This is a genomic window from Streptosporangium album (assembly GCF_014203795.1).
Taxonomy (GTDB): Bacteria; Actinomycetota; Actinomycetes; order Streptosporangiales; family Streptosporangiaceae; genus Streptosporangium; species Streptosporangium album.
This window is the reverse complement of sequence record NZ_JACHJU010000001.1, coordinates 75,051-90,050: the sequence shown is the minus strand read 5'-3', so window position 1 is coordinate 90,050 and position 15,000 is coordinate 75,051. Positions and strand designations below refer to the sequence as shown.

Sequence of the window (15,000 nt, the reverse complement as noted above, 5' to 3'; positions counted from 1 at the left end):
TCACGTGACCTCCAGTATCACCTACACAGCCGAGTTGGACATGCCGCGCGAGGTTGTGCTGTTTCTGGCCGGGCTGTTGCGCGCCGAGCGGGTACGGCGCCGCACCCGCGCGGGCACTCGGGCGCTGGGCGAGTTCAAGCAGGCCGTTCTGATCATCCGCTGGCTGGTGGACGGCGCTCGGATCGCCCGGCCGGCCGCCGATAACGCCATCTCGCACGCGACCTGTGATCGGTACGTCGAAGAAGGGGTCACCGTATTGAAGGCCCAGGCGCCGACGCTACAGGAGGCGCTCACGGCGGCGAAGGCCGCCGGCTACACCCACCTGCATCTGGATGGCACGCTGATCGAAACCGACCGCTGCCGCGCCCTGGGCCCGAACGGCGCCGACCTGTGGTGGAGTGGAGAACACAAGCAGCACGGCGGCAACATTCAGGTCCTGTCCAGCCCCGGCGGCGACCCGCTGTGGACTTCTGAGGTACGGCCCGGCCGTGAACACGATCTCACCTGTGCCCGCCTGCACGGCCTCCTCGACCCGCTGGCCAAGGCCGCCGAGGACGGGCTGATCACGTTGGCCGACCTCGGCTACGTCGATGCGGGTATGGGGTTTCGCCTGCCGTACAAGAGGTCTCGGGGTGGCACACTCACCGACGATCAGATCCAGTACAACAAGGTCCACGGTGCGCTCCGAGCCCTCGCCGAACGAGCGAACGCCCAGCTCAAGATGCGGTTCAAGGCACTGCGGAACGTCAGCAAGTGCCCTTGGAAGATCGGCGGTATCGTCGCCGCGGCGCTCGTCCTCTTCCACCGGGAGCAAGCTCACAAGCAGCTGTCACCCAGCGTGAACGCCGGTTGCTGACAATGACTCACTGGAGTTCTGCAGTTCGAATCGCCCGGCTCCGGTGGAGACTCCACGGCCCCGGCGTTCTCGGATGGTGAGACACCAGGTGCGGCGGTGCAGATCACGAGTCGATCGCTGAGAGCGTGTCAGCAGGGCAAAACAGCACGAGGCCCCGCTAAACAGGTGATTCTCTACGTCATCTGTCCCTGCGGAGCCTCGTTGTCCGTCAATCCTGCCATGCCTGTCGCCGATCTTTCCACCCTCATCTGGGGAGGGGCCGGAGGCGGCAGTCCGGCTGATCTCGCCAATCCGGTCCTTGGCCTCGATGACTGCCGTGACCTGCTGGAACACCTGTCGGAAATCACCGACCCGCGCGGACGCCGCGGGGTACGGCATGCGTTCGTCTCCATCCTGGCGATCGCGGTGGCAGCGGTGCTCGGCGGCGCACGCTCCTTCACCGCGATCGGCCAGTGGGCCGATGAGGCACCCGGGCAGGTGCTGACCGCCCTGGGAGTACGCTCTCGCCGCAACGGACAACTGGTGAGACCCTGCGAATCCACCATCCGCAAGACCTTGAACAAGACCAACGACAAGCAGGTCATGGCCGCACTCGGCAGTTGGCCGGCCGCCCGCGCGACGCCGGCCATGCGCGCCGTCGACCGCAAGACCAACGAAATCACCCAAGCCGTGCCGCTGCTGAGCAACCTCGACCTGGACCATCTGGACGGCACGGTCGTCTTGACCGCCGCCGCGCTCCACACCCAGCGCAAGCTCGCCGCCTTCGTCGTCGAGACCAAGGGCTGGCACTACCTGTTGCCCGTGGCCGGCAACCAGCCCCTGCTGTTCACCCACCTGGATGCCCTGGCCCGGAAAGACGTCCCGATCGCCCACACCCAGACCGGCCGCGGAAACGGCCGCATCGAAAAGCGCACCATCCAGATGCCGCCCGCACCCGAGAACATCACCTTCCCGCACGTCGCGCAGGTATTCCTGATCGAACGTGAGGTCTATGACCTGGAGGGGAAACTCACCTCGGCGATCGCCGCACTCGGCATCACCAGCCTGACCGCCGACCAGGTCACCGCAGCCCAACTCGCCACACTGGTCAGATCACACTGGTCCATCGAAACCAGTCACTACGTGCGTGACGTCTCCTACGGCGAGGGCGCCGGCACCATCCGCACCGGCACCGGACCCGCCGTCATGGCCGCACTGCGCAGCTTCGCCATCGGCGCCCTCCACCTGGCCGGCTTCCCCAACATCGCCGCAGGCCAACGCTGGTCACACAGCGACTACGCCAACCCACTCAGCCTGAATCCACCGAGCGTTATCAGGTGAGGGCTGGACCGTAGACATGACGATGCCCTCTGACCTGGCAGGATGGGAGTTCTCTACGCTTCCAGCCGCCGAATCAAGAGGGCACGTCGTAAGTGCGATTGTCTCACGCTCCCGCCCACACCCATGCGATCTTCGATGACCAGCACACGGTCGCCTACGCAGGCCTGCTGCCGGTGATGCGCCTGGCCGAGCGCTGTGACCTGGCCGGTCTGGCTCAGGAGCACGTGACCATCGCCGACCGACTCGGGGTGAATGCCCCGCTGAAAATCGGCTCGATCGTGGCCGGGATGATCGCCGGGGCCGACAGCATCGATGATCTGGACGTGCTGCGCCACGGCGGGATGGATAAGTTGTTTGCCGGGATCCGCGCCCCCTCCACGCTCGGGTCGTTTCTGCGCTGTCTGACGTGGGGCAACGTGCGGCAGATCGGGAAGGTCGGCCGCCGCCTGCTGGCCCGTCTGGCCGCGCACACACCGCTGCTGCCCGGCGTGGACGTGCTGGCGTTCCTCGATCTGGACTCGATGCAAAAACGGATTTACGGGCCGACCAAACAGGGCGCCGGGTTCGGGCACACCAAGATTCAAGGCAAGAGCCTGCGGGTCCGCGGTCTCAACGTGCTCGCCTCGGCCCTGTCCACCCCACTGGCCGCCCCGGTCATCACCGCCAGTCGGTTGCGCGGCGGCACCGCCAACTCCGCCCGCGGCGCAGACACCTTCGTGACCGAGTCGATCAATACGGCCCGGGAGGCCGGAGCCACCGGCATCCTGCTCTGCCGAGGCGATGCGGCCTACTACAGCGCCAAGGTCATCGGCGCCTGCCGGCGAGCCGATGTCCGGTTCTCCTTCACCGCGAAGATGGACCCCAAAATCAAGGCGGCGATCGCCGCGATCCCCCAGGGCGCCTGGACCCCGATCAGCTACCCCAACGCCATCTTGGACGAGGAATCCGGGCAGTGGATCTCCGATGCCGAGGTCGCCGAGACCCGCTACACCGCGTTCACCTCCAAGAAGGGGCAGGCCGTAACCGCCCGCCTGATCGTGCGCCGGGTCAAACGACTGGGTGAGCAGACCGACCCCGGCCACCACCCGTGCTATCGCTACCACGCCGTGTTCACCGACACTCCGTATGAGCTGATCCAGGCCGAAGGACAGCATCGTGATCACGCGATCATCGAGCAGATCTTCGCCGATCTGATCTCCGGGCCGCTGGCTCACCTGCCCTCCGGTAATTTCGCGGCCAACGCCGCCTGGCTGGCACTGGCCACGATCAGCCACAACCTGCTCCGCGCCGCCGGTTGCCTGTCCGGAGCCCGCTGCGCACGAGCACGTGGAGCCACTCTGCGCCGCCACCTCATCGCCGTACCCGCCCGCCTCGCCCGGCACGGGCGCGGCCATATCACCCTCCACCTGCCCGGCCACTGGCCCTGGCAGCCCGCCTGGATGAACCTCTTCGACGCGCTTCGCTCGCCACCGCTCGCCCGAGCCGCTTGATATCCCATCTCACAGGCACCACCCCGCCAGCACCTTGACGGCCTACCCAGCCACCGGCGACACCGCCACCGACCGCCCCGAACCGCATGACCCGGACAAGCCGCAGAACCCGCCAGCGGCGGCCCCATCACGCCCGAAAACAGGACTCCACCTGCCGAACACCGAGAGAAACGGCCCTCATGGAGGAATCGAACTTAGAAACGATCATTCAAAGACGCTCGGTGGATTCAGGCTCAGCATCCTCGATCTCAAAACGTGAGAACACCGGAACCGTGGTGGAGACTCTGATGTACCCCGAGTCCGGCGGAGCCGGTTTAATGGACGAACCCGCACTTGCCGACGTAGAGCCTCTTGGACTTTATGGGCGCAGCACCGAGTAGAGGATCTGGTCGTGCCAGTCACCGTCCCGCCATTGGGCGCGGCGCAGGATCCCCTCGCGTTCGAACCCGATCTTCTCTAGAGCGCGTTGCTCGCCATAGTTGGCGATGTCCGTGAAGGACTGGATGCGTTCAGCTCGGGTGTGGGCGAACAGGTAGTCCACGAGCTGGCGCTGAGCGAGTGTTCCGATGCCCTTGCGGCGGAAGCCGGAGAAGACGCAGATGCCCATCGCCCAGCACCAACACGTAGAATCCGGTCCCCAGGCGGTCATCCACCACACCACCCATCCGGCTGTGTCACCGTCGACGTCGATGGTGAGGCGGCCGGAGTCGGCGCCGAGGAATCCGTTCTCGGCGAACTCTTGGCGAAGCCCGTGAGAAGAGCGATGTCCGTACCACTGAAGCTCGCCTCTGAGTTCAGGGGTAGCCCGTTCCGTCTCGAAGACGTCCAGGTCCTCCTCGCGGACCGGCCTCAATCTGACCTCCATGACCTTCCTTCCATATGGCTTGCGCAGGCCTCGTGACAGAGCAGTTCTAGCGGTGCCGACTTGCGAGGCGGTCGACCTGACAGATCAGTTTGAGCAGGCGATAGGTGGACGCGAGCCGCAGGACATCGCCGTAGATGGGAGTTCATGAGCATCTTCGGAGCCGATCGCGTGAAATCAGCATGCCGGCATGTGAGTCAGGATGCGTCACCCGATGCTTACTCCACCGATATCCGAATCCCTCCGCGTAGTTGTGTCCTGGGAATGGACCGTGGAGTTCCATTGTCGACGGGATGCGTGGCCGGGTACGCATCGCATCAAAGCTCGCTCTTCAGGCTAAGCGGATCACGAAAATTCGGGCAGCACATCGTGGGGCGCTAGGGAAGTTCCGATGTCCGTGCCGCCAGGTACGTGTTCCGAAAGAGTCATTCGATTGCCCATTCAGTGAGACAGGAAAGACGGACACGTTGGCCGAGTCCCTGATTATGGGGCCATGCTATGGATCACGACCTCCCGAAGACAAACATGCGGTAGGCGTGTCCTGAGTTGCATCCTCGATGAGGGACGTCGGCCTTGATCCGCACGAAAAATGGTAAGGATATTCTCGGGGCGCGGGCGCCTGGCCTTCCCACGGTGCTGTGTGATCAAATCGCGCACGACCAAGACGGTGCCCCTTTTTCCTCCAGTTGGTCCATCTGTGCACGCTCTGCTGCGGCAGGATGGATGACTGAAATGGAGTCAGTAGTGCTTTTCCTCCCGATCTCGGATAGATCTTCACGAGCGCGCGGACGGGTCAAGATCAGGTCGAAAGGATGCCGCGCTGAACCCTCTTGACCGTTCTCGCTCGGTTGGTTCGCCGGGCGAGGGAAGGCTTGACTCCACTCGACGACTGGCCCCATACCCCCGACCTGCTCACTGCATGACGATGGTCCAGGGCCTGGCATTCCTACCTTGAACAGCGGAAACACGGATGAGCGAGACGGAAGGTCCTTCTGTCGGTCCCATGGAGCCTGCCTGCACGCAGCAGCGACCGGACCGCGGGTATGCCCGGACCCCAGACCCCGTCCCCGTAGAAGATCAGCTCGCTGCGAGTCGGTCACTCCAAGATCATAAAAAATTCGAGGAGCGATATAGAAAAGCTTGGATTCATCCTTTATTTCATCAATATAGTGTAAATCCGGCCTGTATGTGCGGCAGGCCGGTTTGGTGCTCGTGAGACTGGCGCTATGACTCACGTATCCGTTGTAATTCCGTGTTACCGATCCGTGCAGACACTTCCGGCATTGGTTGATCGCCTCCTTGCCGTTCTGCCAACTATCGCTTCCGTGTTCGAGGTCGTACTCGTCGTCGACGGTTCACCAGACAACACCTGGGAAGTCGCCCAAGAGCTTGCCGATCGGCATGAAACGGTCCGTGCGCTACTGCTGGCCCGGAATTACGGGCAGCACAACGCTCTTGTCGCCGGCATCCGCTCTGCTCGCTACGACATCGTGGTGACCATGGACGACGACCTTCAGCATCCACCGGAAGAGATACCCAAACTTCTGGCCGGTCTCCGACCTGACCTCGACATCGTCTACGCAGTCCCGTGTGCTGGAACGCACGGATTTATACGTGATCTCGCCTCCAAGTCACTCAAAATTGGACTCTCTGGACGATTTGGGGAGGTAACGGGTCAAGATATTTGTGCGTTCCGTGCCTTCCGTAGCTTTTTGCGCGAGTCGTTGGACGGGGTCGCCGGCCCGCACGCTCTGATCGATATATCGTTCTCATGGGCGACCATGCGAGTCGGAACCGTCCGGGTGAACATGGAGCGCCGGCCCGTTGGGGGATCCAATTACACCCTTCCGATGCTCATTCACCATGCGATCCATGTCATGGTTGGATACAGTACCATCCCGCTCCGTTTGGTCACCTATTTCGGGCTGCTGACGGGCTCCTTCGGCGCCGCCCTTCTCGCGATTTTTCTTTGGAATTATTGGTGGGGGGATAGCACACTCAAAGGATTCACGTCTATAGCATCCATGATTTCGCTGTTCGCCTCTGCCCAGATGGTTGCCCTCGGAATCATTGGGGAATATCTGGGCAGGATTCATGTGGAGCGCATGGGGCGTCCCACCTACATCGTTCGCGAACGGTCCGAAAGTCAAACCCCACGCCTGTCGACGGTTCCTGATGTAAGCACGGAGACTTTAATCCGACCGGGAGCCGACATTCACGAGCGGTAGTCCGGCTAAAGGGATTTCTTAAGGAATTCATACGGAGTCCGAACGGGTCGAAAGTGTGAGGCGCATGAAACGGGTTGCAATAGTGCAGTCAAACTATATTCCATGGAAAGGATATTTTGACCTAATCGCCCACGTCGACGAGTTCATCCTCCTTGACGAGGTGCAGTACACCGACAGGGACTGGCGTAATCGTAATCGTATAAAGACGGCTATGGGTTCCAGGTGGCTCTCGATTCCGCTCAAGCGTGGTCCTCGGAGCCAGCTGATCAACGAAGCGACCATCGCTGATCCGAACTGGAACGTCGTGCACTGGCGAGCTCTCACACAGGCCTATCGGAAGACTGCATATTTCGACGAGTTCGCGCCGGTCCTGGAAAAGCTTTACCGAGAATGCGGAAGCGAGAGGCTATCCGAAATAAACAAACATTTCCTCGAAGGGCTCTGTTCGGCTCTTGGCATTCAGGCCGACCTGCAGTGGTCCACCAAATATGACACGGCAGGATCCAAGACAGAGCGCCTCGTCGATCTATGTCAGAAGGCGGGTGCCTGCGAATATGTCACTGGTCCGGCTGCACGGGCTTACCTCAATGAGAGCCTCTTTCGGAGAGCGGGCATCAAGCTTCGATGGTTCGACTACTCGGGCTACCCCGAATATCCACAGCTCCATCCGCCGTTCGACCACCAGGTGAGCGTCCTTGATCTCATCTTCAACACGGGGCCGGATGCCGTCGGACACCTAAAGATCGCAACTTCTGGGAGGGCGTCACGATGAGTGCCGGCTCGATCCTGAGTGAAGTCGGACGCGTACTGCTGCATTCGTCAGATACGGCAGCTGTAGATCGAGATCGTGGGGCTGTGGTGATCGCGGGAGTGCCTGCGGGCATGAGAACGGCCACCAGCATCATGATCGTTTGTGAGAACAAATCCAGACACGGTGGCCGCACCGATCACCGCAGCGCATGAACACCGGCCGGTCTGCTTCGAGGGGCTGATGGACCGGCTCGCCGTCTGTTTCCCTCGCCGCGAAACCCGGATGACCTGCCGGAACATGATCGAAGCGATGCTGACGGTCGAGGAGACGGCCAACTGCTGGACTCTCGGCGAGGCGATCGGTCACCGCGGCCCGCACGTGCTGCAACTTTCTTGTCCCGGGCCCGCTGGAATGATGACGCCGTCCGCGACCGGGTCACCACCTGGGCGGTCGACCGGCTCGGCGACCTGAACACGGTGCTCGTCGTCGACGAGACCGGCGATGAGAAATCCTCCACCGACGCCGTCGGAGCGGCCCGCCAGTACTCGGGCGCACTGGGGGCTTGTTCGTGAATAACTGTCAGAGTTGATCTGCGGGGCAGTCATCGGCGGACGTAATACGATCTTGCAGTTGCTCGAGCGTACGTGCGGGCGATCCGGGGATCGGCGTGACGGAGATTTTGTGCAGGTCGAGGATCCGGTGGCCATCTTGGAACTGGTTGGACAGGTTGGTGCGGGTGACGCCCAGCAGGCGGGCTAGGAGGGTGCTGGTCGCGGCCTTGCGGCGACGGAGTAAAGCGGTCAGGAGCCGGTGGAAGTGATCTAGGCTGCTGGTCTGCGGATGGAGGTAGCGGCGCGGGCGGTGGAAACGGCGTTGAAAGGCCGCCTCTGCCAGCGCGTCCCAGTAGGGCTCCGAGATCTGCACCAGGCGAGCGAAGTCCGAGCGCGGCATGCCGGTCAGGGCCGGATCGGTGAGCATCCAGGTCACGTCCGGATCGATCGGTTGGTTGGTCTCGGCTTCTTCGGAAAGTCTGGGAGGGGTGGGGGCCAGGGTGTAGTTCCAGTCGCCGTGGAATGCATCGGGTGTGATCGGCAGGGCATGGAACTCGGCGGGCGTGACGGCGGTGCCCAGTGGGTAGTTGCCGGTGTCCAGTTCGGCGCTGACTCTCAGTCCGGCCTCTGTTGTCGTCGCGGCGATCGTCTCGATGACGACCTGGTAGCTGGTCAGCGGGCGGCCACGCCAGTTGGCGGTGATGTGGCAGAACATCCGGTGCTCGATCTTGTTCCACTTCGAAGTGCCGGGAGGAAAGTGGCAGACCGTGATCTCAAGGCCGCTCTCGCGGGCGAAGTCGTGTAGTTGCTTCTTCCATGTCCAGTAGCGGGGGTTGTTGGAGCCACCGGCGTCCGCGGTGATCAACAGCCGGGTGGCGTGCGGGTGGTCGAGACAACCGCGGCGTCGCCACCAGCGGCGGACGGACTCCACCGCGAACTCGGCGGTGTCGTGATCGGTTCCGACGTTGACCCAGCCGCTGTTGGTGGCGAGGTCGTAGATTCCGTAGGGGATGGCCACTGGCTGGTCGCTGGTGACGAGGGTGTGGCTGTCCACCTTGATCGGGTTCTTTCCCGGTTGCCAGGTACGTCCAGGCCGGTCGCGGTTGCCGAGCCACTCTTTGGCTTTGGTGTCGATGCTGATCACCGGCTGGTCGTCGTCGAGGAAGGCGGCGGCGGTGGCGTTGAGATGGGCAAACTGGGCGTCGCGATCCGGATGCCGGGTGCCTTCGGTGGTCTTGGCCGTGCCCTGCAGGCTGTAGCCCAGGCCGTGCAGCAGGTGGCCGACGGTTGTGGCACCGATCGGATGCTTCTGCGCGGAAAGGGCATGGGCCAGGCTGCGCAGCGACAGCGTGGTCCAGCGCAGTGGGGAGACGGGGTCGCCGCGAGTGTGCGGCTCGATCAGTGACTCAAGGGCCGGTAGCAGGCCGGGGTCGGTGACTGTCAGCGGTTTGCGCCCGGCGCCCGAGGCCCGGATGCGGCGGGTCGGCGCGGGGTGCGTCTCCAGCTCGATGATGCCACGCGCGATGGTGGCGGTACTGATGCCGGAGGCTGCGGCCACCAGGGCAATCCCGCCATGGCCGAGCACGGCGGCCTCGCTGGCCAGGTAGAGGCGACGGCACCGCTCGTCAAGGTGCGGCAGGATCTGCTCGAACTTGGCCCGCAGCTCGGCTGCGGGTACATCTTCCTTCGAAGAGGCGGTCATGCTCCAGCGTCTCACCGTCGACCCGGTCCCGCAGATCAACTCTGACAGTTATTCACGAACAAGCCCTGGGCGGGGGCGGCCTGTGCCAGGTAGCCGTGCATCTGTAGTACGCCACGGCGGCTGGGCACACGCTGATCGATCAGCGTCTCTTCCTGCCCAGCGCGTGGGCGGCCGATGAGGAACGCCGCAAGTTAGCCAGGGTCCCCGAGGAGGAGCTGTTCACGAGCAAGCCGCAACTCGCGGTCGGCATACTCGCCCGTCTGCATGCCGGCGGGATCACCGATGCCTGGATCGCCGCCGATGAGGTGTCCGGTGGCCGAGAAACCCGCACAGCAATCCGCGACCTGGCCTACCACTATGTGATCGCCGTTAAGACCGACCACCGGGTGACCACTCCGGCCGGCACCTCCACCGTGACCGACCTGGTCAAGCGCGTGCCTGGCCGGTCCTGGCAGCGGCTGCGGACCGGAAGCGGCACCAAGGGCGAACGCCACTACGACTGGGCGATGATCGAGGTGCTCGCCGACGACACTCCCGACGGGCACCGGGTAGGGCAGTCCGCGCTGCTGATCCGCCGGCACCGCTATACCGGCGCCCTGTCGTTCTATCGGTGCTGGTCAGCCGCCACGGTGCCGTTGCACGTGCTGGTCGATGTGGTGGGCCGCAGGTGGCGGATCGAGGAGGACTTCCAGGCCGCCAAGGGCCTGACCGGGCTGGACCAGGGTCAGGTCACCACCTGGACGTCCTGGCACCGTTGGTGCCTGATCAGCATGATCTCCTATGTGCTGCCGGCCGTCATCGCCGGCCTGGAACACCGCGACAGCGCCGACCACGCCCATGTCGAACTGGTCCCGGTGAGCTGCCGTGAGCTGCTGAAACTCCTGCGCATCCTCGTGCCGGCCCGGCCCAGGCAGAACATCGACCCTGATCACGCCCTGCACCGGTCGCACTGGCGGCGACGTCACCAACACCGGGCAGCAGCCTGCCACCGACGGTGGAACGAGGTCACAGCGGTATCCGTCACGTGACCGCCGACACCCGCCACATCAGATTAACGATCTACAGCTGCCGTATTTGAGAAGGCGCATGCGGCATGGAAGCGGACTATTCGCCAATATCCGCGTTTCTTCGGGCGCTGGCGATGGGTCCCTGAGTTTTAGCGGTGAGGTTGAGAGGTGTCCGGTGACGGGAGACTGTCACGCCGGGATCTGTGAGAGCCCGGGGGTGAGATTCCCCCGGGCACCCGACCATCTATATGCGCCCAAGACCGTCCATCTGCAATGAGCCCGCAATCTGTACGATCAGGACGAAAAAGGCTCACGGTAATCTGCAGCCAGATTACTAAGGCGAAACAAGTACCACGTCTACCCAGTAGTTACTGGCTTGGTAGGTTTCGATTGGGAAGGTGTTTGTTGGGCCGTATTTGAATACGCCGTTTCCGCCTTCGTCGCTGGTTGCGAGCGCGATGAGCGGGCCGTTTGCGTATTGCGTGGTGAAGTAGGGTTTTGTTAGCGACCAGTATCCGGATGTGGTGTAGTAGGAGGCGACGTAGGTGGTGTTGGCGGCGATGTTCACGGGTGTGGGGAAGTTCACCTGTTGCCATCCGGATGCGGTTTCGTTGGTGAAGGTCGCACTCGTGAGTAGCTGGCCATCACTGGTCCATAGGCTTCCGGTGTGTGTCCCGGTGTCCTGTGCGCTCTTGTAGAACCGGATGCCGGTGATGGTTCCGGTTGTGGTCGCCTTGAATTTCACGCCGAGCGTAACGGGCCTGGAGTCGGGATAAGATTGGACGGCCGGGACCGCTGTGTTGTCCCAGAGGCTGTTCGAGGGTGTGAACACGACATCCACCCAGTAGTTGCTGGCTTGGTAACCGCTGGTTGGGAAGGTGTTTGTTGCGCCGTACGTGTATACGTCGTTTGCGCCTTCTGCGCCGTTTGCGAGCGCGGTGAGCGGGGCGTTTGTGTATTGCGTGGTGAAGTAGGGTCTTGTTACCGAATAGTATCCGGATGTGGTGTTGTAGGAGGCGACGTAGGTGGTGTTGGCGGCGATGTTCACGGGTGTGGGGAAGTTCACCTGTTGCCATCCGGATGCGGTTTCGTTGGTGAAGGTCGCGCTCGCGAGCAGTTGACCGCTGCTGGTCCATAGGCTTCCGGTGTGTGTCCCGGTGTTCTGTGCCCCCTTGTAGAACCGGATGCCGTTGATGGTTCCGGCTGTGGTCGCCTTGAATTTCATGCCCGCCGTACTGGCCTGGGGGTCGGGCTGGGATTGGACAGCCGGGACCGCTGTGTTGTCCCAGAGGCTGTTCGAGGGTGTGAACACGACATCCACCCAGTAGTTGCTGGCTTGGTAACCGCTGGTTGGGAAGGCGTTTGTTGCGCCGTACTTGTATACGCCGTTTCCGCCTTCCGCGCCGTTTGCGAGCGCGGTGAGCGGGCCGTTTGTGTATTGCGTGGTGAAGTAGGGTCTTGTTACCGAATAGTATCCGGACGTGCTGTGGTAGGAGGCGACGTAGGTGGTGTTGGCGGCGATGTTCACGGGTGTGGGGAAGTTCACCTGTTGCCATCCGGATGCGGTTTCGTTGGTGAAGGTCGCGCTCGCGAGCAGTTGACCGCTGCTGGTCCATAGGCTTCCGGTGTGTGTCCCGGTGTTCTGCGCGCCCTTGTAGAACCGGATGCCGTTGATGGTCCCGGCTGTGGTCGCCTTGAATTTCACGCCCGCCGTACTGGCCTGGGGGTCGGGCTGGGATTGAATGGCCGGCACAGTCGACGGTGACCACAGGGTACAGGGGGAGCATCCTGTGACGATGGTAACGGTTGTTTCCGTCGGAGTTCCCTGAATATTCCCGATGTCATCAACCGCTCGGGACTTGATCGTTGCCGTTCCGGTGGTGGTGGGCGTTTTCCAATTATATTGCCAGTTGGTGCGACCTGTTGCCTGAAACCATCTCGTTCCGCCGTCAACTGAAACCTCAACGGCGCCGACAACGCCGCCCCCCGTGTCAGTTGCTGTTCCTTGAATTGGGATAATAGTCTCAGTAGGTACAGTGCCGCCACTCGCCGGATAAGTAATCGTTGATGTGGGCGGAGCGGTGTCTGTCGATGCGGTTGCCGGAACCAGTCCCGGTTGGATGCTGGCCGGTTGGGCTTTCATGTCGGCCAAAAGATTGACTGTCGCCTGCTGCATCCGGATATCCGTGGGAGGTACATCGCCCAAGCGGCCGCCGGCTGCGGGAGTCAGATCATGATGGTCGTCGAGTCCCCAGGACCACTGGACAGTCGCCGCGCCGAAGATCAGCGCGCCACTCCCGTGCTTATATAGCGTCAGGCTATGTGTCGGGTCTCCTGCGCCATATGTGCTGCCGAAATCAAGCAGATACGTCGTTGATTTGCTCAAGGTCGTTCTGGAAAACTTCACCACCCCCGCCGGTGTAAACACATCATCGGGTGCTTCATCCCACTCATATCCAAGTGTTCCCGTGGGAAAGGTTGCTTTCTGGCCGGGTTGCAGGTCGGCGATAGACGTGTTGCGCCACAGTCGCATGTCGCCATATTCGGCAGGAACGACGATGGCATCGTTTGAAGGAGTGTTCACCATGTACAACGGCCCCTTCAGGGCGTTCTCAGGCCTTCCGCCGTCCGATGGAGGGGAGAAGCGAGGATCACGCCACGTCCCTGTCCACTGTGGACTCGGATCGATCTTGGCGTTGGCGTGAGTTTCCTTGTAGCAGACGAGTGTCCGAAAGGGGGTATTTGTCGCATCGAGAGAGTTCTCCCACCTGGTTTTCCAGAAAATCTCATTTCCGGAGAAGAAGATGAGGTTAATCCCGTTGTCTCGAGCGTTCTTGACGTTATCCCGCATTTCATTGGACCAGTACTCGTCATGTCCGGAGGATATGAATATCTTGTGTTCAAGCAACTCCAGTCCCCGGCTGGCCGTGTCGAAACTACTGGTGTAGCTGACGTCGTATCCGTTGGCCTCGATCCATCTGATCAGGGGGTACTCGGCCAGGAAGAAACTGCTACGCGTAAAAGACGGACGGTTGTAGCTCACCTTGTAGGCGCGCCCCACCGGCTTGCCCGAATAAAGACTGTTGCCGCCATATTTGTTGTACGCCGTCCACGTGGCGTCGGAGGTTTGAAGTAAAATATCCGAATTGCGCCCATCGTCTCGGACGACAAATACGATCTGACTTACCCCGCTTACTCCGTCTTCCCGTATCATATTCGCAACGTAGACTCCGGAAACGGCGTCATTCGGCACTGCCCAGGAGGCCGATACCCCCCAGTTTCCGCAATCGATCAGGCCGGTTGTTGTGTCGCCCAAACAGGCTGGTTGTGTCTGGGGCAAGGCGGCGGAGGGCTCGATCGTCGTTATCAGCCGTGCGCCCATGCCGCTGTAATATCCAATGCGATAAATATCCAGACGATAATTTGTCGCATTGGTGTTCACCTTGAATTGGATAGCCTCCCCCCTGTTTACGCTCATTTGGGCGGCGTATCCCTCGATGTTTAGGCTCTGTGATGGAACATCCCATTCGGTAGGAGGACTGCCCGGTAGGCTGTTCTCTATACAGATGACAGAAGTAGGCGGGCACCCGGCTCTGATCCTCCGTGCATGGACGGGCCGGCTCCTGGCCTTCCTGTCGTATGCGCCGCTGGTTGTGCTCTTGGCGAGCGATATCTTCTTGGATGGGGAGGCCCCGGGATCGCTCGACGCCGGACTGATGGATGCCATCCCGTTCTCCATCGGGCCTGCTGATGTCAGCATGGTCGGCGAGCTGGCCTCCGGCGTGGGGGATGGCGGCAAGGCCGCCCCCATCAGGCTGAGTATGACCACCGCTCCGCCTCCGAAGGTGATCAGTGCGCTCCGGAGAGTCCGCCGCGATCTTGGACCGAGCTGCTGTTTATCGTCTGGCACTTAGACCCCTCGGTCAAACCGTCACAGTAAATGACTAGACGATTGAAAGCCTGACGATGCGATGGTTGGAGGGCGCTGGGGACGCTCCCATCCGGTGATGTTCTTGCCAGATTTTTATTTAGGTCCTGTCGGAGTGGGCGCTCCTGGCGGCTACGTCAAGGCTCTGTCGCCGACGGTCTGGATCAACTCTGATGATGTGCCTCCAGCAAACTGGACGCAGGCCTCATAGACGGCGGTGTCGCCACCGAGATGGGTGGCGGTGATCCGACGCTCTCGGATTCCGAGGGCTGAGGCCGTGAGCGTGGCGGTTCGCCGTCAACCAG

At 62.1% G+C, this 15,000-nt stretch carries 8 protein-coding genes and 2 pseudogenes; 7 read left to right on the top strand and 3 right to left on the bottom strand.

Going from position 1 to position 15,000, the window contains the following annotated elements; genetic code table 11:
- Positions 1 to 40 precede the first annotated feature (40 nt).
- The 3 genes from FHR32_RS00355 (at position 41) to FHR32_RS00345 (ending at position 3,666) form a co-directional block, all read left to right on the top strand.
- Positions 41 to 856: an HARBI1 family protein gene (locus FHR32_RS00355; RefSeq protein ID WP_184756280.1), complete on the top strand. Its 816-nt coding sequence runs from the start codon at positions 41 to 43 to the stop codon at positions 854 to 856.
- 201 nt (positions 857 to 1,057) lie between these two features.
- Positions 1,058 to 2,176: an ISAs1 family transposase gene (locus tag FHR32_RS00350; RefSeq protein ID WP_184751894.1), complete on the top strand. Its 1,119-nt coding sequence runs from the start codon at positions 1,058 to 1,060 to the stop codon at positions 2,174 to 2,176.
- Positions 2,177 to 2,268: 92 nt separating this feature from the next.
- Complete coding sequence (locus tag FHR32_RS00345) at positions 2,269 to 3,666, top strand: IS1380 family transposase (RefSeq protein WP_184751892.1); 1,398 nt, start codon at positions 2,269 to 2,271, stop codon at positions 3,664 to 3,666.
- A 358-nt stretch (positions 3,667 to 4,024) separates the two neighbouring features.
- Here the strand turns inward: FHR32_RS00345 and FHR32_RS00340 are convergent, their stop codons facing one another.
- Positions 4,025 to 4,531 carry a GNAT family N-acetyltransferase gene (locus FHR32_RS00340; RefSeq protein WP_184751890.1) on the bottom strand — a complete coding sequence of 169 codons (507 nt, stop codon included), beginning with the start codon at positions 4,529 to 4,531 and terminating at the stop codon, positions 4,025 to 4,027.
- Between the two features lie 1,223 nt (positions 4,532 to 5,754).
- On the opposite strand from FHR32_RS00340, the gene FHR32_RS00335 reads away from it, so the two are divergent.
- The 3 genes from FHR32_RS00335 (at position 5,755) to FHR32_RS00325 (ending at position 8,079) form a co-directional block, all read left to right on the top strand.
- Positions 5,755 to 6,756 carry a glycosyltransferase family 2 protein gene (locus FHR32_RS00335; protein ID WP_184751888.1) on the top strand — a complete coding sequence of 334 codons (1,002 nt, stop codon included), beginning with the start codon at positions 5,755 to 5,757 and terminating at the stop codon, positions 6,754 to 6,756.
- 64 nt (positions 6,757 to 6,820) lie between these two features.
- Positions 6,821 to 7,528 (top strand): WbqC family protein, encoded by a 708-nt coding sequence (locus tag FHR32_RS00330; RefSeq protein WP_184751886.1) that lies wholly within the window; start codon positions 6,821 to 6,823, stop codon positions 7,526 to 7,528.
- A gap of 203 nt (positions 7,529 to 7,731) precedes the next feature.
- A complete protein-coding gene (locus FHR32_RS00325) occupies positions 7,732 to 8,079 on the top strand; it encodes a transposase (protein WP_312882630.1) in 348 nt (115 codons plus the stop codon).
- A 29-nt stretch (positions 8,080 to 8,108) separates the two neighbouring features.
- On the opposite strand, the pseudogene FHR32_RS00320 reads toward FHR32_RS00325, so the two are convergent.
- A pseudogene (locus FHR32_RS00320) lies at positions 8,109 to 9,760 on the bottom strand (ISAzo13 family transposase).
- Between the two features lie 119 nt (positions 9,761 to 9,879).
- Here FHR32_RS00320 and FHR32_RS00315 point away from each other — a divergent pair.
- A pseudogene (locus FHR32_RS00315) lies at positions 9,880 to 10,788 on the top strand (IS701 family transposase); the annotation flags it as partial.
- 313 nt (positions 10,789 to 11,101) lie between these two features.
- Here FHR32_RS00315 and FHR32_RS00305 read toward each other — a convergent pair.
- Positions 11,102 to 14,209, bottom strand: coding sequence for a DUF4082 domain-containing protein (locus tag FHR32_RS00305; RefSeq protein ID WP_312881765.1), 3,108 nt, complete (start codon positions 14,207 to 14,209; stop codon positions 11,102 to 11,104).
- Positions 14,210 to 15,000: the final 791 nt, after the last annotated feature.